22 protein-coding genes are annotated in these 21274 nt (G+C 57.4%); 13 read left to right on the top strand and 9 right to left on the bottom strand.

The genetic code is table 11. The annotated features are described in order from the left end of the window. Positions 1 to 222: 222 nt before the first annotated feature. A complete protein-coding gene (gene hrpB / locus SPL01S_RS13570) occupies positions 223 to 2661 on the bottom strand; it encodes an ATP-dependent helicase HrpB (protein WP_174523959.1) in 2439 nt (812 codons plus the stop codon). 80 nt (positions 2662 to 2741) lie between these two features. On the opposite strand from hrpB, the gene thpR reads away from it, so the two are divergent. The 6 genes from thpR to folK all read left to right on the top strand — a co-directional run bounded on the left by thpR (position 2742) and on the right by folK (position 7713). Further along, on the top strand, positions 2742 to 3284 hold the full coding sequence (thpR, locus tag SPL01S_RS13565; protein ID WP_062868587.1) for an RNA 2',3'-cyclic phosphodiesterase: 543 nt from the start codon (positions 2742 to 2744) through the stop codon (positions 3282 to 3284). Next, the gene (gene sfsA / locus SPL01S_RS13560; protein WP_063200511.1) at positions 3281 to 3988 is read left to right on the top strand and encodes a DNA/RNA nuclease SfsA; all 708 of its coding nucleotides are present in this window, start codon (positions 3281 to 3283) and stop codon (positions 3986 to 3988) included. The genes thpR and sfsA overlap by 4 nt, the downstream gene beginning before the upstream one ends. A gap of 182 nt (positions 3989 to 4170) precedes the next feature. Beyond that, entirely contained in the window at positions 4171 to 4626 is a 456-nt protein-coding gene (gene dksA / locus SPL01S_RS13555) for an RNA polymerase-binding protein DksA (RefSeq protein ID WP_063200507.1), read from the top strand. Positions 4627 to 4698: 72 nt separating this feature from the next. After that, a complete protein-coding gene (gluQRS, locus tag SPL01S_RS13550; RefSeq protein WP_063200504.1) occupies positions 4699 to 5598 on the top strand; it encodes a tRNA glutamyl-Q(34) synthetase GluQRS in 900 nt (299 codons plus the stop codon). Between the two features lie 61 nt (positions 5599 to 5659). Further along, positions 5660 to 7213 carry a polynucleotide adenylyltransferase PcnB gene (pcnB, locus tag SPL01S_RS13545; RefSeq protein WP_073972054.1) on the top strand — a complete coding sequence of 518 codons (1554 nt, stop codon included), beginning with the start codon at positions 5660 to 5662 and terminating at the stop codon, positions 7211 to 7213. Further along, positions 7213 to 7713, top strand: a complete 501-nt coding sequence (folK, locus tag SPL01S_RS13540) for a 2-amino-4-hydroxy-6-hydroxymethyldihydropteridine diphosphokinase (protein ID WP_004947882.1) — start codon at positions 7213 to 7215, stop codon at positions 7711 to 7713. The genes pcnB and folK overlap by 1 nt, the downstream gene beginning before the upstream one ends. A 24-nt stretch (positions 7714 to 7737) precedes the next feature. On the opposite strand, the gene qseC is transcribed toward folK, so the two are convergent. Together qseC and qseB are read right to left on the bottom strand one after the other, a co-directional pair. Continuing rightward, positions 7738 to 9096, bottom strand: coding sequence for a quorum sensing histidine kinase QseC (gene qseC, locus SPL01S_RS13535; RefSeq protein WP_063200501.1), 1359 nt, complete (start codon positions 9094 to 9096; stop codon positions 7738 to 7740). Next, a complete protein-coding gene (gene qseB, locus SPL01S_RS13530; protein ID WP_062868595.1) occupies positions 9093 to 9755 on the bottom strand; it encodes a quorum sensing response regulator transcription factor QseB in 663 nt (220 codons plus the stop codon). Before qseB ends, qseC begins: the two co-directional genes overlap by 4 nt. A 159-nt stretch (positions 9756 to 9914) precedes the next feature. On the opposite strand from qseB, the gene panB reads away from it, so the two are divergent. The 3 genes from panB (at position 9915) to panD (ending at position 12102) form a co-directional block, all read left to right on the top strand. Next, positions 9915 to 10709 (top strand): 3-methyl-2-oxobutanoate hydroxymethyltransferase, encoded by a 795-nt coding sequence (panB, locus tag SPL01S_RS13525; protein ID WP_006327867.1) that lies wholly within the window; start codon positions 9915 to 9917, stop codon positions 10707 to 10709. Positions 10710 to 10731: 22 nt separating this feature from the next. Further along, on the top strand, positions 10732 to 11586 hold the full coding sequence (gene panC, locus SPL01S_RS13520; protein ID WP_063200498.1) for a pantoate--beta-alanine ligase: 855 nt from the start codon (positions 10732 to 10734) through the stop codon (positions 11584 to 11586). 135 nt (positions 11587 to 11721) lie between these two features. Further along, entirely contained in the window at positions 11722 to 12102 is a 381-nt protein-coding gene (gene panD / locus SPL01S_RS13515) for an aspartate 1-decarboxylase (protein WP_004947897.1), read from the top strand. A 36-nt stretch (positions 12103 to 12138) separates the two neighbouring features. On the opposite strand, the gene SPL01S_RS13510 is transcribed toward panD, so the two are convergent. The 3 genes from SPL01S_RS13510 to SPL01S_RS13500 form a co-directional block, all read right to left on the bottom strand. After that, on the bottom strand, positions 12139 to 13419 hold the full coding sequence (locus SPL01S_RS13510) for a polysaccharide deacetylase family protein (RefSeq protein WP_062868597.1): 1281 nt from the start codon (positions 13417 to 13419) through the stop codon (positions 12139 to 12141). A 175-nt stretch (positions 13420 to 13594) separates the two neighbouring features. Continuing rightward, on the bottom strand, positions 13595 to 14365 hold the full coding sequence (locus SPL01S_RS13505; protein ID WP_004947902.1) for an ABC transporter permease: 771 nt from the start codon (positions 14363 to 14365) through the stop codon (positions 13595 to 13597). Then, positions 14362 to 15285 carry an ABC transporter ATP-binding protein gene (locus SPL01S_RS13500; protein WP_004947905.1) on the bottom strand — a complete coding sequence of 308 codons (924 nt, stop codon included), beginning with the start codon at positions 15283 to 15285 and terminating at the stop codon, positions 14362 to 14364. Before SPL01S_RS13500 ends, SPL01S_RS13505 begins: the two co-directional genes overlap by 4 nt. A gap of 189 nt (positions 15286 to 15474) precedes the next feature. Here SPL01S_RS13500 and can point away from each other — a divergent pair, with 189 nt between their 5' ends. Beyond that, on the top strand, positions 15475 to 16137 hold the full coding sequence (gene can / locus SPL01S_RS13495) for a carbonate dehydratase (protein WP_062868598.1): 663 nt from the start codon (positions 15475 to 15477) through the stop codon (positions 16135 to 16137). 50 nt (positions 16138 to 16187) lie between these two features. Here can and hpt read toward each other — a convergent pair whose 3' ends face one another. Both hpt and cueO read right to left on the bottom strand, forming a co-directional pair. Next, entirely contained in the window at positions 16188 to 16724 is a 537-nt protein-coding gene (gene hpt, locus SPL01S_RS13490; RefSeq protein ID WP_004947911.1) for a hypoxanthine phosphoribosyltransferase, read from the bottom strand. 87 nt (positions 16725 to 16811) lie between these two features. Continuing rightward, a complete protein-coding gene (gene cueO, locus SPL01S_RS13485) occupies positions 16812 to 18446 on the bottom strand; it encodes a multicopper oxidase CueO (RefSeq protein ID WP_063200495.1) in 1635 nt (544 codons plus the stop codon). Positions 18447 to 18714: 268 nt separating this feature from the next. Between cueO and SPL01S_RS13480 the strand changes: the two genes are divergently transcribed. The 3 genes from SPL01S_RS13480 (at position 18715) to speD (ending at position 20858) form a co-directional block, all read left to right on the top strand. Continuing rightward, complete coding sequence (locus SPL01S_RS13480; protein ID WP_006327880.1) at positions 18715 to 19062, top strand: YacC family pilotin-like protein; 348 nt, start codon at positions 18715 to 18717, stop codon at positions 19060 to 19062. Positions 19063 to 19173: 111 nt separating this feature from the next. Next, a complete protein-coding gene (gene speE, locus SPL01S_RS13475) occupies positions 19174 to 20037 on the top strand; it encodes a polyamine aminopropyltransferase (protein WP_063200558.1) in 864 nt (287 codons plus the stop codon). 26 nt (positions 20038 to 20063) lie between these two features. Beyond that, complete coding sequence (gene speD, locus SPL01S_RS13470; RefSeq protein WP_004947924.1) at positions 20064 to 20858, top strand: adenosylmethionine decarboxylase; 795 nt, start codon at positions 20064 to 20066, stop codon at positions 20856 to 20858. A 41-nt stretch (positions 20859 to 20899) separates the two neighbouring features. Here the strand turns inward: speD and yacL are convergent, their stop codons facing one another. Then, positions 20900 to 21262, bottom strand: coding sequence for a protein YacL (gene yacL, locus SPL01S_RS13465; protein ID WP_004947927.1), 363 nt, complete (start codon positions 21260 to 21262; stop codon positions 20900 to 20902). Positions 21263 to 21274: the final 12 nt, after the last annotated feature.

Here is a 21274-nt window from a genome sequence, read left to right as displayed (position 1 = left end):
AGGCCGCTGAACAGAAGAAACATCTGAATTCTCCCCCTAAATAATTGGCGTTGCATCACAACAAAACCAAGGGTTTTGTTGAACAGCGCTTGCGCTGGCCCCAACGGGGCGAGGCTGCGCCGAGTAACGTGGCAAGAGAGCTTATCCCGATGAGCTTACTCTAGTAAGTGATTCGGGTAAGTGAGCACAGCCAACACAGATGCGGCGTCAAGTATGACGGGGTTACTGATATTTTTTCGTGCGCCGCGTGGGGGCGGTATTCGCCGGATCATCCGGCCACACGTGTTTCGGGTAGCGCCCTTTCATCTCTTTTTGCACTTCCCGGTAGGCACCTTGCCAAAACGCCGCCAGATCGCCGGTGATTTGCAGCGGCCGGTGTGCCGGTGAGAGTAACTCAAGCACCACCGGGATGCGACCCTCGGCCAGCATTGGGCTGCGCTGTTCACCGAACACTTCCTGTAAACGCACCGCCAGCGCCGGCGGTTTGCCGGCATCATAGCGAATCGGCAAACGGCTGCCGGTCGGCACAGTGTAATGAGTGGGCAGCGCATTATCCAGCCGCTGCTTTTGCTGCCAGTCCAGCAGGCGCGCAAGGGCCTCGGCGATATTGACCTGCTTCAACCCGCGCATATCGCGTACGCCATTCAGGGAGGGCAGCAGCCATTGCTCCAGCCTCTCCAGCAGCGACTCATCATCGACCGCTGGCCAGGCAGCCTCCGGCAGCCAATTTTGCGCACACTGCAAACGCAGACGCAGCTGTTCGGCGGCGGTATCCCAGTTGAGCACCGCGATACCCTGGGCGCGTACCCAGTTGAGCAGCGCCAGTTGCAATTCTTCATCGGCCGGTTTGGCCAACGGCTGCGCCCGCAGCGTCAGACGGCCAATCTGCTGGCGTTTCCAGGCGCGCAGCGTGCCCTTTTCTTCATCCCACTCCACCGCGGTTTGCTGGGAAACGATCGCCGGCAGTTGCGCCGCCAGCGCATCAATCTCCACCGGCAGCGCCAGCAGAATGCGCGCATCGGGGCTGTTGTGGCCCTGCAGCAAGCTTGGCGCGATCAGCCACGGCGCACGCGACAGCGCCTCATCCTGATTCATCGCCGCCCCCATGCCGTTGGCCAGCAGATAACGGCCATCCTGACCGCGCCGCTGGGCGATGCGGTCGGTAAACGCCAACGCCAGCAGGCTCGGCGCCAAATCTGCATCAATCTGCCCGCATCGTGGCTGCAAACGCCGCGCTAACTGGGCAGCACGGCGCTGCCAGTTTGGCTGTGGGCGGCTCAGCCAGTAGCCGATATCCATCTGCCCATTGCGTGGCGGTTCCTCCAGCAGCGCAGCCAACGCCGCAGCGGTCGCCAATCCATCCGTCCCCTGCTCTGCACCCTGGGTCAGCATCGCAGCCAATCGCGGTTCACAACCCAGCGTCGCCATCTGCCGGCCCCGTGCGGTTAATTTATCGGCTTCGTCGGTGGCACCGAGACGTTGCAACAGCTTTCTTGCCGCCGCCAGCGCCGTCTCCGGCGGCCGATCGAGCCAGGTCAATTGCCCAACGTCATGGCAGCCCCACTGCAACAGCTCCAGCCAGAAGCCGGCGAGATCGCTTTGCAGGATTTCGGGTTCGGCATGTTCCGCTGCCCGCTCTGCCTGCTCTTTAGCAAACAGATGCCAGCAAATACCGGGTTCCAGACGCCCGGCACGGCCGGCACGCTGGATCATCGATGCCTGGCTGATGCGCTGCGTCACCAGCCGCGTCAGGCCGTTACGCACGTCATAACGCGCCACGCGCTCCAGCCCGCTGTCCACCACCAACCGAATGCCTTCGATGGTCAGGCTGGTTTCGGCGATGTTGGTCGCCAGCACCACCTTGCGACGCCCGGCCGGCGACGGTTGAAGCGCTTTTTGCTGCTGCGCCAGCGGCAATGCGCCATACAGCGGGCACAGGTCGGTATCGGCCGCCACCTCACCGTTCAGCCGCTCCAGCACCCGGTTGATTTCTGCCACGCCGGGCAGGAACAGCAGCAGCGATCCGCTCTGCTCGGACAACAGACGTTTCACCGCCGCCGCCACGCCATCCTCCAGCCGTTGATGGCTGGCCAATGGCTGATATTGGCGTTCAACCGGGAAGCTGCGCCCCTCGGACACCACCACCGGCGCTTGCGGCAGCAGCTGCGTCATACGGGCGTTATCCAGCGTCGCAGACATAATCAGCAGTTTGAGATCGTCTCGCAGCCCCTGTTGCACGTCCAGCAACAGCGCCAACGCCAGATCGGCCTGCAGGCTGCGCTCATGGAATTCATCGAGGATCACCAGCGAGACGCCCTGCAACTCGGCATCCTGCTGCAACATGCGAGTGAGAATGCCTTCGGTTACTACCTCCAGCCGGGTATGCGGCCCACTTTTGCTTTCGGCGCGCATGCGGTAACCCACGGTCTGGCCCGGTTCTTCCCCCAACTGTTGTGCCAACCGATACGCCACGTTTTTCGCCGCCAGCCGGCGCGGCTCCAGCATGATGATGCGGCCCGGCAGGCCGGATTTAGCCAGGATCTGCAGCGGTAACCAGGTCGATTTACCGGCGCCGGTTGGCGCGTGCAGCAACACCTGCGGGGCGGATTGCAGCGCAGTGAGCAATTCATCAAGAACCGCACTGACGGGCAGTGAAGACACAGAACTCTCCGTAGTGGTTAACATTGGGCGACGCACATTGTAGCATTAGACTCTGCGTTTCATTCATTTGCCGGGTATCTATGTCCAGTTCGCGCCGCCTGTTTTTCGCCCTGACCTTACCGGATGCACTGCAGCAACAGGTGATTCGCTGGCGCGCCGAAGCTTTCACGCCCGAAGCCGGTCGGCCAGTCGCCGCAGCCAACCTGCATCTGACGCTGGCGTTTCTCGGTGATGTCAGCGCGCAAAAGGAAACCGCGCTGAAAAAGCTGGCCGGCCGCATTATCCAACCCGGCTTCAGCATGATACTGGACGATCTTGGCCACTGGCCGCGCCCTGGCGTGGTATGGCTTGGCACCCGCCGCGCACCGCGAGGGGCGTTGCAACTGGCGGAGCTGTTGCGATCACAGGCGGCCCGCAGCGGCTGCTACCAAAGCCCGATGCCGTTTCATCCGCACATCACCCTGCTGCGCTCTGCAACGCAACCGGTAGCCGTGCCGCCCGCAACGCCGGGCTGGACCTTCAGCGCCGACTCCTTCACGCTGTACCAGTCGGTATTTGAGAACGGTCGCACGCGTTATCACCCGCTGGAACAATGGCCTTTAGCCCATCAGGATACCCCATGATTTTCACCCCACCGCTACGTTCCGCCACGCTGATTAAACGCTACAAGCGCTTTCTGGCCGACGCGATTACCCCGGAAGGCGAAACATTTACCCTGCACTGCGCCAACACGGGTGCCATGACCGGCTGCGCCACCCCAGGCGATACCCTTTGGTATTCCACTTCGGATAACGCCAAGCGCAAATATGCCCACAGCTGGGAGTTGACGCACACCCAACAGGGGGATTGGATCTGCGTCAACACCCTTCGCGCCAACGGATTGGTGCGCGAAGCCATTGAACAGAATTTAATCAATGAATTATCCGGTTACAGTAAAATCAGCGGCGAAGTAAGATATGGCAGTGAAAACAGCCGTATCGATTTGTTATTACAGGCAGAAAACAGGGTTAACTGCTATATTGAAGTTAAGTCAGTCACATTACTGCAACAACAACGTGGTTACTTCCCTGATGCGGTAACGCTCAGAGGACAAAAGCATCTGCGTGAGTTGCTCGGCGTGGTTGAAAGCGGGCAGCGGGCGGTTTTGTTTTTTGCTGTGTTACATAGCGGTATTGAACAGGTCGCACCGGCACATCATATAGATGAGCGTTATGCGGCACTGTTGGCACAGGTTCGGCAGTTGGGAGTAGAAGTCGTTTGTTATGGGGCTAAATTATCACCTGACGGTATATCTCTCTGTGATAAGTTACCGTTTTTTATCGATTAGCGGCACCGGGCACCAATAATTCAACAACCGGTCATCGCGTCGCCAAATACGCCTTCCTTCACAGCATTGTCAAGCAGGCGACAGGAATAATTGCCAACCTACCTTCCATCTGTTATTTATAGCGGCCTGTTTTTCCCCCGCATTGGGGATTCGATAGTGCGTGTGTATGTAGGAGAAGCAACATGCAAGAAGGGCAAACCCGTAAAACCTCGTCCTTGAGCATTCTCGCCATCGCTGGGGTGGAGCCGTACCAAGAGAAGCCGGGCGAAGAGTACATGAACGTCGCCCAGTTGAAGCATTTCAAGCTTATTCTTGAAGCGTGGCGCAACCAGCTCAGGGACGAAGTGGACCGTACTGTATCGCATATGCAAGACGAAGCGGCCAACTTCCCGGATCCGGTAGACCGTGCCGCGCAGGAAGAAGAGTTCAGCCTTGAACTGCGTAACCGTGACCGTGAACACAAACTGATCAAAAAGATCGAGAAAACGCTGAAGAAAGTGGAAGACGAAGATTTCGGCTACTGCGACTCCTGCGGCGTGGAGATCGGTATTCGTCGCCTTGAAGCGCGTCCGACTGCCGATTTGTGCATCGACTGCAAGACCCTGGCAGAAATCCGCGAAAAGCAGATGGCCGGCTAATACAGTTGTTACCGCTGTGGCGCACGCTCCAACGTGCGCCACACAGAGAAAAGGGAACCTTTCCCCTCTGATATGCAAGAAAGTCATTATGTGGGGCGCTTTGCCCCATCGCCTTCCGGGGATCTGCATTTCGGCTCGCTGATTGCCGCTCTGGGAAGCTACCTCCAGGCTCGTGCCCAACGCGGGCAGTGGCTGGTTCGCATTGAAGATATTGACCCTCCGCGCGAAGTCGCCGGTGCGGCCGCCCGTATCTTATCCGCACTGGAACACTATGGTCTCCTCTGGGACGGCCAGGTCATCTATCAATCCCAACGTCACGAAGCCTACCGCGCAACCCTGGATCAGCTGCAACAACAGGGGCTTAGCTATTTCTGCAATTGCACCCGCAGCCGTATCCAGCAAATTGGCGGTTTGTATGACGGCCACTGCCGTGATTTGCATCTTGGTCCGCAGGGCGCCGCTATCCGTTTACGTCAATCCACACCGGTTTACGCCTTTCACGATCGCCTGCAAGGCGAGTTGCGGGCCGATCCGGCTTTGGCGCGGGAAGATTTTATCATTCGCCGACGCGATGGGTTGTTTGCCTATAATTTGGCAGTGGTGGTTGACGACCATTTCCAGGGCGTGACCGAAATCGTGCGTGGCGCCGATCTGATTGAGCCGACAGTGCGCCAGATTGCGCTGTATCATCAGTTGCAGGCGCCGGTCCCCGCCTATGTGCATCTGCCGTTGGCGCTGGGCGCAAACGGCATCAAGTTGTCGAAGCAAAATCATGCCCCCGCGCTGCCCGAAGGCGATCCGCGCCCGGTGTTGATCGCCGCGCTGAAATTTCTGCGTCAACCGCTGCCGGAAAGCTGGCAAGATCTTGACCTGTCGTTATTATTGAGCTGGGCTATAGCACACTGGACGTTAGAAAATGTGCCGCGCCAGGTGGATGAAAACACATCGGCATTCTCAAAGGAGCCATGGTGAGCTATGATTAGCCGCTATTTTTTGTTAGCTCCATTTTTATCAGTCACTATCGAGGTGTACCATTTTTACCCGAGTAGCCAATTTCTGCCGTAAGGTACTAATCCGCGATGACAAGCTGCCCCGCGAGGATGCGCCGGTGAGCGATAAAAAGGTAATCCGCGAAGAAAGCGTGGTGGCTGAACAGCCTGCCGCGCCGCAACAACAACGGCACGCCGAAAGCGGCAGAGAAACCCCTGCCCGCCGGCCTGCGCCGCGTAAGCGCCCACCTTTTCCCGCAGCGGAGGGAACCGGCCCTATGACCGTGATCCCACGCGATCAGCATTCAATCTCACGCAAAGACATCAGTGAGAATGCGCTGAAGGTGTTGTACCGCCTGAACAAATCCGGCTACGAAGCTTATCTGGTCGGTGGCGGCGTGCGCGATTTGTTGCTCGGCAAAAAGCCGAAAGATTTCGACATCACCACCAACGCCACGCCAGATCAGGTGCGCAAGCTGTTCCGTAACTGCCGCCTGGTCGGCCGCCGTTTCCGTCTGGCGCACGTGATGTTCGGGCCGGAAATCATCGAGGTTGCCACTTTCCGCGGCCACCACGAGCAGCAAACCCCGGAATCAGACAAGAATTCTTCCCAGCAGGCCCAAAATGGCATGCTGTTGCGCGACAACATCTTCGGTTCGATCGAAGAAGATGCTCAGCGCCGCGACTTCACCATCAACAGTCTGTATTACGGCGTGGCGGACTTCACCCTGCGTGATTACGTTGACGGTATGCGTGACCTGCAACAGGGCGTGATTCGCCTGATCGGCGATCCGGAAACCCGCTACCGCGAAGATCCGGTGCGCATGCTGCGTGCGGTGCGCTTTGCCGCCAAGCTGGACATGAGCATCAGCGACGAAACCGCCGAGCCGATCCCACGCCTGGCGTCGTTGCTGCATGAGATCCCGCCGGCGCGTCTGTTTGAGGAATCGCTCAAGCTGCTGCAGGCAGGTTACGGTTACCCAACCTATTTGAAACTGTGCGAATACCAGCTGTTCCAGCCGCTGTTCCCGCAGATAGCACGCCACTTCACGCCTAGCCATGACACGCCGATGGAGCGCATTCTGGCACAGGTGCTGAAAAACACCGATTATCGGCTGCAGAACGACATGCGCGTCAATCCGGCGTTCCTGTTTGCTGCTATGCTTTGGTATCCGCTGCTGGAACATGCGCAGAAACTGGCGCAGGAAAGCGGGCTGGCGTATTACGACGCCTTCGCGTTGGCGATGAACGACGTGCTGGACGAACAGTGTCGTTCGCTGGCGATCCCGAAACGCATCACCACGTTGGTTCGCGATATCTGGCAGTTGCAGTTGCGCCTGTCTCGCCGTCAGGGCAAACGTGCGCACAAGCTGATGGAACACCCGAAATTCCGCGCCGCTTACGATCTGCTGGCGCTGCGCGCCGAAGTGGAAGAAAACCAGGAAATGCTGCGTCTGACCGAATGGTGGGGCGAGTTCCAGGAAGCCACGCCGGCGCGTCAGAAAACCATGTTGAGTACTTTGGGTGACGACCCCGCGCCACGTCGCGCGCGTCAGCGTCGCCCTCGCCGCCGGACGCCGCGTAAAGAAGGAGCATAATGATCCGCGTTTATATCGCGCTGGGGAGTAACCTGGCGCAACCGCTGCAACAGGTAAAAGCCGCACTGGAGGCGCTGGAGCATCTTCCGCGCACCCGATTGATCCTTTGTTCGTCGTTTTACCGCACCAAGCCGCTGGGGCCGCAGAACCAGCCGGACTTTCTCAATGCGGTGGTGGCGCTGGATACCTTGCTGCCCGCCGAACAACTGCTCGATCATACCCAAGCGATAGAACGCAATCAGGGCCGTGTGCGCAAAGATGAGCGCTGGGGCCCGCGCACCCTCGATCTGGACATCATGCTGTATGGCGAGCAGGTTATTCATACCGATCGCCTGACAGTGCCGCATTACGGCCTGAAAGAACGCGAGTTCATGCTCTACCCGCTGGCGGAAATCGCCCCCGAATTGGTGTTCCCTGACGGTGAGTCGCTGGCCAGTTGCCTGAAGCGCGTGCCGGAGAACGGCATGGAACTTTGGCATCAGCCCAAACAAAAAGCCTGAGTCGGGCGCGGCATGCAGCGCCCCCTACAGCATCACCTGAGCGACAAACCCGCCTTCTGCCCGGTTGGCAAAGCTGATGCGCAGCCCGTGCAAACCGGCGATGCGCTGCACGATAGACAGCCCCAACCCGCTGCCGGTTTGCTCCTGGCCCGGCGGACGATAAAAGCGCTCCCCCAGCCGTACCAGGTGCTCCGCCGTTATCCCCGGCCCATTGTCTTCGACCGCCAGCAAGCGCTCTGTAAGCCTCACAGTGACGGTGCCGCCCGCAGGCGTGTAACGTACCGCATTGTCCACCAAATTACGCACCAGCAGCGACAGCAGCAACGCTTGCCCCTGTAACGGTGCCGGCATGCCCTGCTGTTCGTAACGCAACGTGACACCGGCGGCGTGAGCATGACGATCCTGCTCCGCCAACGTCATCGGCACTAGCCGGCTCCAGTCGACCGGCTCCAAATCGGCCAAATCCGACAGTGAATCCAACCGCGACAACGTCAGCAACTGATCGACCAGGCGGGTGGCACGATCGATGCTCACCGTCAGATTGCCCAGCGCATGCTCGCGCATCGGCTCATCGTCACCGGCCAATTGCACCACTTCCGTCTGCACCCGCAGCGCCGCCAATGGGCTACGCAGCTCATGGGCAGCATCTGAGGTAAAACGCCGCTCACGCACCAGCAACGCATTGATGCGCGCAAACAGCGCGTTCAGCGCATCCACCAGCGGCCTGACTTCGGTCGGTACCTGACGCGCATCCAGCGGCGTAGCGTCGTCCGGTGCGCGTTTGCGCAGCCCGACGGCCACCGCGCGCAGTGGCCGCAGTTCACGCCCCACCATCAGCGCGATCAACAGCATCAAAATCGGCAACGTCACCAGCCACGGCACCAGTTGCCCGGTGACCATACCCAGCGCCATATCCTGCCGGTAATCCCACTCCTGGCCGACAACGATACGATAGCGGCCGTCCGGGCTGGTCAGCCACAGCAGCCGCCAGCTGTCGTCATCGCCCAGCCTTTCGCCATCGGTAAAGCCTTCGCGCTCACCGTCAAAGCGGAAATCCGCGCCGTTTTCACCGTCATTGAGCAACATCTTGCCGTTGCGGTCGAAGATGGCGAACGCCAACGCGTCGTCATCCTGCTTGCCCCGCTTGCCGTGATGCACCAACTTCTTGGTTTTCGGCAGGCTACGCACGCTTTCGTCGGCCAGCAGATCGCCCAGATTGGCGGTCGCCAGGCGCTTGGCAAACAGCATCTGCTGGGTATCAAACACTTCATTGATGTTGTTGCGCGTCATCATCCACGCCACCAGGCTGGCGGAACACCAGGTCACCAGCGCCAGCAGGCTGAAAATCAGGATCAGCCGCAGCCGCAAGCTGAGATGTTTCACTCTACCTCCCCCAACGTGTAGCCCACGCCGTGAATGGTACGGATAAAACCGTTACCCAACTTGCGCCGCAGGTGATGAATGTGCACTTCCACGGCATTACTGCTGACTTCGTCATCCCAGTTGTACAGTTTTTCCTGGATCAGCGACCGCGCCAGCACTCGTCCCTTGTTATGCAGGAACAGCTCCAGCACCGCCAGCTCACGCGGCGTCAAGGTTACCGGCTCGCCGTTGCAGCTCACACTGCGAGTGGCCGAGTCAAACACCAGATTGCCATGCACCAGTTGCGGCATCAGTTGGCCATGACGGCGGCGGATCAACGCCTGCAGGCGCGCCGCAACTTCCGTCAGGGCGAAAGGTTTGCACAGGTAATCATCGGCACCGCTCTGCAGGCCGCTGACTCGCTGCTCCAGCGCATCGCGCGCGGTAAGGATCAGCACCGGCACATCATGGCCAGCCTGGCGCCACTGGCGCAATAAATCCATCCCATCCATGCCCGGCAAGCTGAGATCGAGGATCACCGCATCGTAAGGTGCGCTTTCCAGCGCGCTTTTGCCGACCAACCCGTCGGTAAACCAGTCCAGATTAAAGCCGAGTTTGCTCAACCCGGCTTTGATGCCGTCACCGATTAACTTGTCATCTTCTATCAGCAGAATTCGCATGCTCATCCCTTTTTCGCTATTACATCACAAGGTTCTTAAGAACCCCTTAAGCTTCATGATCTGCGCTACCCACCCCGTTAGGGTTACAGTAGAATGACAGCACTTTTTTGCAGCCAGGGCCCTGCGCGTACCGCGCGGCTCTATTCAGGAGACGTAGTGATGAAACCCACCACCGTGACCCATTTGCGCCAGTGGAAACAGGAGCAACGCAAGTTTGCTTCACTGACCGCCTACGATGCCAGCTTTGCCCAACTGTTTGAAGAGCAAGGCGTTAAAGTACTGCTGGTGGGCGATTCGCTGGGCATGACGCTGCAGGGCCACGACTCCACGCTGCCGGTCACCGTCGCCGACATCGCTTACCACACACGGGCCGTACGCCGTGGTGCCCCAGCCTGCCTGCTGCTGGCTGACATGCCTTTCATGAGTTACGCCACCCCGGAACGAGCCTTCGCCAACGCCGCCGAACTGATGCAGGCCGGTGCCAATATGGTGAAACTGGAAGGCGGCAGTTGGCTGTGCGAAACGGTGAAAATGCTCACCGAGCGCGCCGTACCGGTATGCGGCCACCTCGGCCTGACGCCGCAGTCGGTGAACGTATTCGGTGGCTACAAGGTGCAAGGCCGTGACGAGCTCGCCGCCAAACAACTGCTGGAAGATGCGCAAAATCTGGAGCTGGCCGGCATGCAACTGCTGGTGCTGGAGTGCGTACCGACCGAACTGGCGCGCAAGATCACCGAAGCGCTGTCCATTCCGGTGATCGGCATTGGCGCCGGCAACGTGACCGATGGCCAGATCCTGGTTATGCACGACGCCTTTGGCATTACCGGTGGCCATACGCCGAAATTCGCTAAAAACTTCCTGGCGCAAAGCGGCGATATTCGCCTGGCGGTGCAACAGTATATGCAGGAAGTGGAGCAAGGCGCTTACCCCGCTGAAGAACACTCTTTTAATTAAGCGATCGTTCCAGGAGCTATCAATGATTATTATCGAAACCCTGCCTTTGCTGCGTCAGCAGATCCGCCGCTGGCGCCAGGACGGCAAACGCATCGCGTTGGTACCGACCATGGGCAATCTGCACGAAGGCCATATGACGCTGGTTGATGAAGCCCGCGCGCGCGCCGATATCGTGGTGGTCAGCATTTTCGTGAATCCGATGCAGTTCGAACGCCCTGACGATCTGGCGCGCTACCCGCGCACCCTGCAGGAGGACAGCGAAAAGCTGACCCGCCGCAACGTCGACCTGGTGTTCGCACCGGCGCCGGCCGATGTCTACCCGCAGGGGCTGGAACAGCAAACCTATGTCGACGTGCCGGGTATTTCCACCATGCTGGAAGGCGCCAGCCGCCCCGGTCATTTCCGCGGCGTCGCCACCATCGTCAGCAAACTGTTCAATCTGGTTCAGCCGGATCTGGCCTGTTTTGGCGAGAAGGACTACCAGCAACTGGCGCTGATCCGCAAGATGGTGGCGGACATGGGGTACGACATCGATATCGTCGGCGTGCCGACCGTGCGCGCTAAAGACGGCCTGGCGCTCAGCTCGCGCAACGGCTACCTGACTGCCGAAGAACGCAAAATCGCCCCTCAGCTCAGCAAGATCATGAACGCATTGGCAGAACAACTCAGCAACGGCGAGCGCCACATCGACGATCTGCTGGAGCAAACCGCCGCGCACCTGCGCGCCGCCGGTTTCACCCCGGACGAACTGTTTATCCGTGACGCAGACAGCCTGCAACCGCTGGGTGTTGAAAGCCAACGCGCAGTGGTACTGATGGCCGCCTGGCTGGGCAAGGCGCGCCTGATCGACAACCAGCAGGTTGACCTGACGTTGTAAGCTATTTTTTGTGCAATCGTCACTGTTTCAGCCCCTCTGAAAGTAGACATGGAGGCACTTATCGGTGACGATAAACGCCGGATGGATGTTCAACCTCAATCGCCTGTGAAGGCTGATACTCAGTTAGGTAAAGTTATGATACGTACTATGCTGCAAGGCAAGCTGCATCGGGTGAAAGTGACTCAGGCCGACTTGCACTATGAAGGCTCCTGCGCCATCGATCAGGATTTCCTGGAGGCCGCAGGCATTCTGGAATATGAAGCTATAGATATTTATAACGTTGATAACGGTCAGCGTTTCTCGACCTACGCCATCGCCGCTGAACGCGGTTCGCACATCATTTCGGTCAACGGCGCGGCGGCACGTTGCGCCTGCGTGGGCGACAAACTGATCATCTGCTCTTACGTGCAAATGAGCGATGCCGATGCCCGCCAGCACCACCCGAAAGTCGCCTATTTCGAAGGTGACAACAACCTGCAACGCAAAGCGAAAGCCGTGCCGGTTCAGGTAGCCTGAGAATAAAAACGGGCGCCTTTCAGCGCCCGTTTCCTGTTATTGCACCACCACAGTTCCCGGCTTGTTGGCTATCCTGTCCGCCATGGTCTGAATGGAGTCGGTACGCAGAATATACAGCCGCTTCAGCGTATACGGATTATCCCCCGGCTTTACCTTACCCTGCACCGTGGTCACCGCCATGTGGAAACCGGCGTCTTTCGCCGCCTGTATCGCCCGCTGATTGTAGCCGCCAAACGGATAGGATACGTACAACACGTGCGGATTAAACTGCGACAGCGCACGGCGCGAACGCTCAAAATCGAATTCGATATTGTGCAGCGAACGGCTCAGCAGAATAGGCTGGCGGTTGCCGTCGGTACGGTGCAGGAAATGCGTATGTGACTGCACGTCGAACACGTCCTGTATCTGCTTCAGTTCGGAAATGCTCATAAACTGCAGCGAGTCCGGGTTCCACTTCTGCGGATGGCGTTTGATGCGCGAAGAAATAATAAACGCCGTTGCGCGGAAGCCGTAGTCCTTCAATACCGGATAGGCATAGCGATAGACCGATTTCAGCCCGTCATCAAAGGTCAACACCACCGCCTTGCCCGGCAGATTGATCTGATTCTTCAGGTAAGCTTCCAACTGGTACAGGGAAATGGTGTCATAACCGGCCTGCTTCAGGTAGGTCATCTGGTTGCTGAACGCCACGTCCGAAGTGGTGGTCGAGGTATGGCGGAAACGCTTGTTCTCTTCGTTTTTCAGCAGATGGTGGTAGGTCAACACCGGAATGCCGGTGTCTATTTCGCAATCCAGCTCGCTGATATAGCCCAGACGATCGCCAATATTGATCTCATACCAGGTATTGTTCAGCCGATCCTTCAGTTTGCCTATGATCGGATAACGCAGGTTCTCTTCCAGCACGCCAAACACTTCGCTGGCGTTATCCGCCTCGGTATAGACGTTGATCGCCTTCTGAGTGATCAGGTTCTGATTGGTCAGCGGCTTATTCAGCTCACCGAGATCGTCTTGCACCTTGCGTGATTTTTTGAGGTTGCGCACGTCGTCTTTATCGATAAACCCCGTGCCGTGACCAAACTTGAATTCGTAATATTCCGCATCCGCCGGGAACACCTGAATCAGCTGCCCCTGCTTCACTTCTCCGACCGGGATAACATGCTCGCCAATCAGCGAATAAACCTCGCTGTCGCGTTGCGCTTCCATATATTCAGATTTAACAGCGCTGTCTTCCGACAACAAATTTGCCAGCGTCGCCGGAGAAGCGAGTGACATCAGGATGCCGAGTAGCCCAGCCGCTATCTTGTGTTGAGGCCGCATGGTTATGTTCTGCTTACGAGTGCGTGATAAAAATGGAGAAAATGTGGAGCGCCAGCATAGCACGATTTGAACATCGGGGAGAAAGGGGTTATGTGAGCAATTCTATTGATTTATGTGATGCCGGCTTCAGATCGATAACAGCGCCCCCGAACGCGGGTCCGGGGGCATCAGTACATCAGGTGCGCAGGCCACGACCGCGCTCTATCAGGTACCAGGACAGCAGATAGAACACCAGGATAAACGCTACCAGCACCGCCATGGTCAGCACCAGCGGTACATCACTGATGCCGAGGAAACCGTAGCGGAAACCGCTGATCATATAGACGATCGGATTCAGTTTGGACACCGCCTGCCAGAACGGCGGCAGCAACGTCAGCGAATAGAAAACCCCGCCCAGATAGGTCAGCGGCGTCAATACGAACGTCGGGATCAGGCTGATGTCGTCAAAGGTAGTGGCGAACACCGCGTTGATCAGGCCCGCCAGCGAGAACAGGATTGCCGTCAGCAGCAGCGTGAGCACAATCACCCACCAGGCATGCACCTGAAGCGGCACAAAGAACAGCGAGATCACCGTCACCAGCACGCCGACGCAAATGCCGCGCGCCACGCCGCCGCCGACGTAACCGGCAATCACCACATGAGTCGGCACCGGCGCCACCAGCAGCTCTTCGATATTGCGCTGGAACTTGGCGCTGAAGAACGACGATGCGACGTTGGCATACGAGTTGGTGATTACCGCCATCATAATCAGGCCGGGAACGATAAACTGCATGTAATCAAAACCGTGCATATCGCCAATACGTGAACCAATCAGGTTGCCGAAGATGATGAAATACAGCGTCATGGTGATCACCGGCGGCACCAGGGTCTGGATCCAGATACGGGCAAAACGGTTGATCTCTTTGGCCCAGATACTCTGTAAAGCCACCCAATACAAACGCGTCATGCTTTTTCTCCATTACCGTTAACCAGGGTGACAAACAGCTCTTCCAGCCGGTTAGCCTTATTACGCATGCTCAATACCTGCACCCCCTGCGCGCTGAGCTGAGCGAACAAGCCGTTCAGGCCCTGCTCGCGCATCACTTCCACTTCCAGCGTCGAGGTATCCGTCAGGCGATTGCGATAGCCATCCAGCTTCGGCAAGGGGCTTTTGGCCGCCAAATCGAGGATAAAGGTTTCGGACTTCAGCTTGGCCAGCAATCCTTTCATTGAGGTGTTTTCCACCAGTTCCCCGTTCTGGATAATGCCGATATTGCGGCACAGCATTTCCGCCTCTTCCAGATAGTGGGTCGTGAGGATAATGGTCGTGCCCTGGGCGTTCAGCTCTTTGAGGAAGCCCCACATGGAGCGGCGCAGTTCGATATCCACCCCAGCCGTCGGCTCATCGAGGATCAGCAGCTTTGGCTGGTGCATCAAGGCGCGGGCGATCATCAGACGGCGTTTCATACCGCCGGACAGCATGCGGGCGCGTTCATCGCGCTTGCCCCACAGATCCAACTGGGTCAGGTATTTTTCCGCACGCGCTAAGGCTTCGCGCCGGGTCACGCCGTAGTAACCCGCCTGATTGACCACAATCTGCATGACGGTTTCAAACGGGTTAAAGTTGAATTCTTGCGGCACCAGCCCGAGTTGGCGCTTGGCGTTAACGATATCTTTATCGATGTCATAGCCGAACACCCGTACGCTGCCGGCCGTTTTGTTCACCAGCGAGCTGATAATGCCGATGGTGGTAGATTTTCCAGCGCCGTTTGGCCCTAACAGGGCATAAAAATCCCCCGCTTCGACGTTAAGATCGATCCCGCGCAACGCCTTGACGCCACCCGCGTAGGTCTTGGTCAACTGCGCTAATTCCAGTGCATAATTCATAAGTTAGAAAGTACCTTGTGACGATGAGTATGCTGCTGCGTATTGTAATAGAGATGATCTTATCATCAGCAGCGATTTCACTGAGGCGAATCCGTGCGGAAAAAAGCGTAACTGTTCTGATTTCCAAATTGTGACGCTTGTCCTATATTAGCCCAACGCAATCTGTTTGTTACAGGTCTATAACCCTCCATGAAAGAAATCGAAACGCTGATCGCCAACAACAAAGCCTGGTCGGCCAATATCAACCAGGAAGATCCAGACTTTTTTGAACGTTTATCCCAAGCGCAAAAGCCCCGCTTTTTATGGATAGGTTGCTCAGACAGCCGTGTTCCGGCAGAACGTTTGACCGGCCTGGAGCCAGGCGAACTGTTTGTTCATCGCAATGTGGCAAACCTGGTGGTTCACACCGATCTTAACTGTCTGTCGGTCGTGCAGTATGCGGTGGATGTGCTGGAAGTTGAACATATCATCATCTGCGGCCATTTGGGCTGCGGCGGCGTAGAAGCCGCGGTGGAAAACCCGGAGCTGGGGCTGATCAACAACTGGCTGCTGCATATCCGCGACCTGTGGTACAAGCACAGCTCACTGCTGGGTGAACTGGCACCGGAACAGCGCCTCGACGTACTGTGTGAGATCAACGTGATCGAACAGGTGTACAACCTGGGTCACTCCACCATTATGCAATCGGCCTGGAAACGCGGCCAGAAAGTGACGATCCACGGTTGGGTGTACGGGATTCAGGACGGGCGCCTGCGGGATCTGGAAGTGGCCGCCACCAGCCGCGAGAGCCTGGAAATGGGGTATCGCAAAGCCATGGCCAAACTGCAACAGGACAAGGGCGTAAAAGCCTAGAACGTTATCTTGCTCTCAATGTGGGCGCGGCCAAGCCGCGCCCCTGCCGATCACTCGTCCAGCAGCACCACTTTGCCGACGTACGGCAAGTGACGGTAACGCTGAGCGTAGTCAATGCCGTAGCCCACCACGAACTCGTCCGGGATCGAGAAACCGACGAACTCCACCGGCACTTCCACCTCACGGCGCTCGGGTTTGTCCAGCAAGGTACAGATCGCCAGAGATTTCGGCCCGCGCAGCGCCAAAATTTCGCGCACTTTATTCAGCGTATTGCCGGAATCAATGATGTCTTCGACGATCAGCACGTCTTTGCCGCGGATGTCTTCATCAAGATCCTTGAGGATTTTCACATCGCGGGTGGTGGACATGCCGCTGCCGTAGCTAGAGGCGGTCATAAAGTCGACTTCGTGCGGCACTTCAATCGTGCGACACAGATCGGCCATGAACATGAAGGAACCGCGCAGCAGCCCGACCAACACCATATCACTGCCGCTATCGCGGTAATGTTCGGTGATTTGACGGCCAAGTTCGGCGATACGGGTCTTAACTTCCTGCTCGGAAATCATTACGTCTACAGTGTGTTTCATAGGTTTCAGGTCAGTTGCCGGAAGAAGGGCGCAGAGTTTAGCATAGCCTGAAGCCGGTGGCGACGCGAGTGCGCCGCCACTTCTGCTCTAGTCGGCTACGGTAAAGCCCATCATCATGCCGGTATCCTCATGCTCCAGCAGGTGACAATGCGCCATATAGGCATGTTCACTGCTAGCCGGATGATCAAAACGCACCAGCACTTCGCTGCGCCACCCCTCGACGCGCACCGTGTCTTTCCAGCCGCTGCGGTGAGCCGCCGGCGGCTTGCCGTTCTCCGACAGGATGCGGAACTGGGTGCCGTGGATATGGAACGGGTGCAGCATCATGTCGCCTTCGCCGGACAGGGTCCATTTCTCGTACTTGCCGCGTTTGGCTTCAAACGCCGGTTTGGTCATATCAAAGGCCTTGCCGTTGATCTTATTGCCGTGGCTGAAGTCGAAAGGCTTGGCGCCATGATCCATACCCTTCATGTTGCCGTGATCCATACCTTTCATGCTGCCATGATCCATGCCCTGCATATTGCCATGATCCATGCCGGCCATTCCGCCATCGCTGTTGCTCATGCTGCCGTGATCCATGCTCATCCCGGCCATCGCCTGATGACCGTAGCGATCCATCAACGCCTGCATGCCCAGCTTATCCAACTGCGGATCCATCATCAGTTGCAGCCAGCGTTCCTGAATGCCGGCCAGCGGCGGCAGTGCCGGTAGTTTCACCAGGCTGTCCGGCATCGTCTTGATGCCCTGCGCCAGCGAAGGCTGAATGCGCAACACCGGCAGCGGCTGGTCGAACGGCGCCAGCGTCATGCCCATCTGCTTGACCGGCAACGTGACGATGTCGAACGGCTTGCCGTCCGAGGCATCCACCAGCACTTCAAAGCGTTCGCCCATCAGCATCGGCAATTCGGTCAGCTTCACCGGTTCGGCCAGGAACCCCCCGTCGCTGGCGATAACGTATAGCGGCCGATTATCGCTGGCCGCCAGGTTCAGCGAACGTGCATTGCAGCCGTTGAGAAAACGTAACCGCAACCAGCCGCGGGGTGCGACGTGCTGCGGATATTGGGCGCCGTTGGTGAACATACGGTCGCCGAACCAGCCAACTGCGGCGCTCATCACGTCCAGTTGGTATTCAATCTGTGCGTCTTTGCCCAAGCGTTTGTCCTGCAGGATCACCGGAATATCATCCAGCCCCCAGGTCTTCGGCAACGGCAGTTTACTGCTCTCGTCGTCTTCCAGCAGCACCAGCCCCGCCAGCCCCATCATCACCTGATGGCCGGTTTTGCCGTGGGTATGCGGATGGAACCAACAGGTGGCCGCGGGCTGTTCGACAGTGAAGCTCACTGTACGCGTGGTACCCGGTTGAATCAGCGCCTGCGGGCCACCATCGACATCGCCGGGGATTTCCAACCCGTGCCAATGGACCGTGCTGGCCTCCGGCAAGCCGTTTTTGATATCGACCGTCACCGGTTTGCCGCGCTGCAGCCGCACCGCAGGGCCCAGCAGCGCTCCGTTGACGCCCCAGGTTTGGGTCGCTTTGCCCGGCAACCAGTTCATTTCACCGGTTTGCAGCGCCAGCGCGATTTTTCCCTGTGCGTCCGGCATCAACAGCGGCGGGATCGGCAACGCCGGCAACCCGGCTGCCCACGCGCTTCGGCTCCACAGCGGTAAGGCGCTTGCCGCGCCCAGCGCAGCGGTCAGTTTGATAAAATCACGGCGTAACATCGCTGACTCCCTTTTCTCAGTGATATGTACCCTATGGCTTTCAAGTTCCAGCTCATTCATCCCCTGTCAATCGGGGCGCTAGCGCAGGTAATAACGCCGCAGCTTGAAAGACAACAGGTATAACTTTCGTGCCAGACAGCCTAAACCCTCCCCTTAGCGGAAGGTCAAGCCTTTGCTGCCGGTTATGTTATCCGCAAGTAATAAAATTTGGTGCCTTTACAGGCAAGTGTGATAACGTTTGCAGACAATAAACAGGTCTATTTTCATGATGAAAAAAACAACGTTACTGGTGCTGCTGCTCACCATGCTGGGGTTCTCCAACGCCAGTCTGGCGCTCAATGAGTCTGAGGCGGAAGATCTGGCCGATCTGACGGCGGTATTTATTTATCTGAAAAACGATTGCGGCTACAACGACTTGCCCAACGCGCAAATCAAACGTGCCATCGTTTACTTCGCCCAGCAAAACCGCTGGGATTTGAGCAACTATAATAGCTACAACATGAAGGCGCTGGGCGAAGACAGCTACCGCGATCTCAGTGGCATCGCCATCCCTACTCCCAACAAATGCAAATCTCTGGCACGCGATTCGCTGAGCCTGCTGGCGTACGCCAACTAATCCCTTCTGCCTTCCGCTACCTCTGTTTGAAATTCAGCCGTGCATCACCAGGCAGAGTTAGCTATGATGTTGCGCCAATTTTTCATGGCCGTTATTACGGAGTTCCCGCACATGACCCAGAAAGAAATTTGGTATGAAACGCTGCATGCCAACTTCGGCCAGTACTTCTCGGTAGAGAATGTGCTGTACCGCGAGAAGACCGAGCATCAGGATTTGGTGATTTTTGAAAACCCGGTGCTGGGGCGCGTGATGGCGCTCGACGGCGTGGTGCAAACCACCGAGCGCGATGAGTTCATTTATCACGAAATGATGACCCACGTTCCGTTGCTGGCACATGGCCAGGCGAAGAAAGTGTTGATCATCGGCGGCGGCGACGGCGGCATGCTGCGTGAAGTCAGCCGCCATCAGGGCGTAGAGCAGATCACCATGGTCGAGATCGACGCCGGGGTGGTGGAGTTCTGCCGCCAGTACCTGCCTAATCACAATGCCGGCTCCTACGACGACCCGCGCTTCAAGCTGGTGATCGACGACGGCGTCAACTTCGTTAATCAGACCGATGAAAAATTCGATGTGATTATCTCGGACTGCACCGATCCGATCGGCCCCGGCGAAAGCCTGTTCACCTCGGCGTTCTACGAAGGCTGCGCACGCTGCCTGGACGAGGGCGGCATTTTTGTCGCGCAAAACGGCGTCTGCTTCCTGCAACAGGACGAAGCGGTCAACAGCCATGCCAAACTAAGCCAATATTTCAACGACGTCAGCTTCTATCAGGCGGCGATCCCGACCTATTACGGCGGCATCATGACCTTCGCCTGGGCGAGCCAAAACCCGGCGCTGCGTCAGCTCGATTTATCCGCCCTGCAACATCGCTTTAATCAAAGCGGCCTAAACTGCCGTTATTACAACCCGGCGATCCACGCAGGCAGCTTTGCCCTGCCACAGTACTTGCTCAACGCACTGAACGTTACACGTTAAGCGAGAAGATAAGGAGGTGAACCCAATTGCAAAAGCTAAAACTGCACGGCTTCAACAACCTGACGAAGAGCCTGAGTTTTTGTATTTACGATATTTGTTACGCCAAAACCGCGGATGACCGCGATGGCTATATCGCCTACATTGACGAGCAATACAACGCCAATCGCCTGACCGAGATCCTGAGTGAAACCTGCTCGATCATTGGCGCAAATATTCTGAACGTCGCACGTCAGGACTACGAGCCTCAGGGCGCCAGCGTGACCATCTTGGTCAGCGAAGAACCGGTCGACCCGAAAGATGTAGATACTTCGGAACAGCCTGGCCCCCTCTCAAAGACGGTGGTCGCACACCTGGACAAGAGCCACATCTGCGTTCATACCTATCCGGAAAGCCATCCAGAAGGCGGATTGTGCACCTTCCGCGCCGATATTGAAGTGTCGACCTGTGGCGTGATTTCACCGCTGAAAGCGCTGAATTACCTGATCCACCAGTTGGAATCCGACATCGTCACTATGGATTACCGTGTGCGCGGCTTTACCCGCGACGTAAATGGCGTGAAGCATTACATCGATCATGAGATCAACTCGATCCAGAACTTTATGTCTGACGATATGAAGGCGCTGTACCACATGATGGACGTCAACGTTTACCAGGAGAACATCTTCCATACCAAGATGCTGCTGAAGGATTTCGATCTGAAGCATTACCTGTTTAACGCCAAGCCGGAAGCCCTGAGCGAGGCCGAGCGTAAAGAGATTACCGATCTGCTGTGGAAAGAGATGCAAGAAATCTATTACGGCCGCAATATTCCGCACTTGTAATGGGTTAAGGGTGCGGCCATACACATGCCGCGCCCTTACGTTTAATATTTGAGCATGAAAGAACGGTAGGCCTTCAGCACCGCCAGGAAGTCTTCGACGCCGCAGAATGAGAGGCTTTCTTCATCATAATAATTCATCCCCTCTTCCATCTCGTCGCCTTCAAACGCCAATAGATTGGCGCGAATCATCACCTCTTCACCGTCCATCAGCAATGTATATTCGTGGCCTTCCAACTGCCATTGACGCTCACTGCCTTTGACTTCCGCCGCCCCGGCTTCGATCCGATCCAGCAGGTTGAAGTCGCCTTTGACTTCCTCATTAATCCAGTGGCCAATCGCTTCATGCCCCATCGAAAATCTGACCACCACCTGACCGGTCACGTCACGCAGAAATTCGTAATCCATAGCACGCCCTCC

The organism is Serratia plymuthica NBRC 102599, from assembly GCF_001590925.1.
Classification (GTDB): domain Bacteria; phylum Pseudomonadota; class Gammaproteobacteria; order Enterobacterales; family Enterobacteriaceae; genus Serratia; species Serratia plymuthica.
Note: the sequence above shows the minus strand (reverse complement) of the source record. Positions and strands in the feature narration are given on the sequence as shown.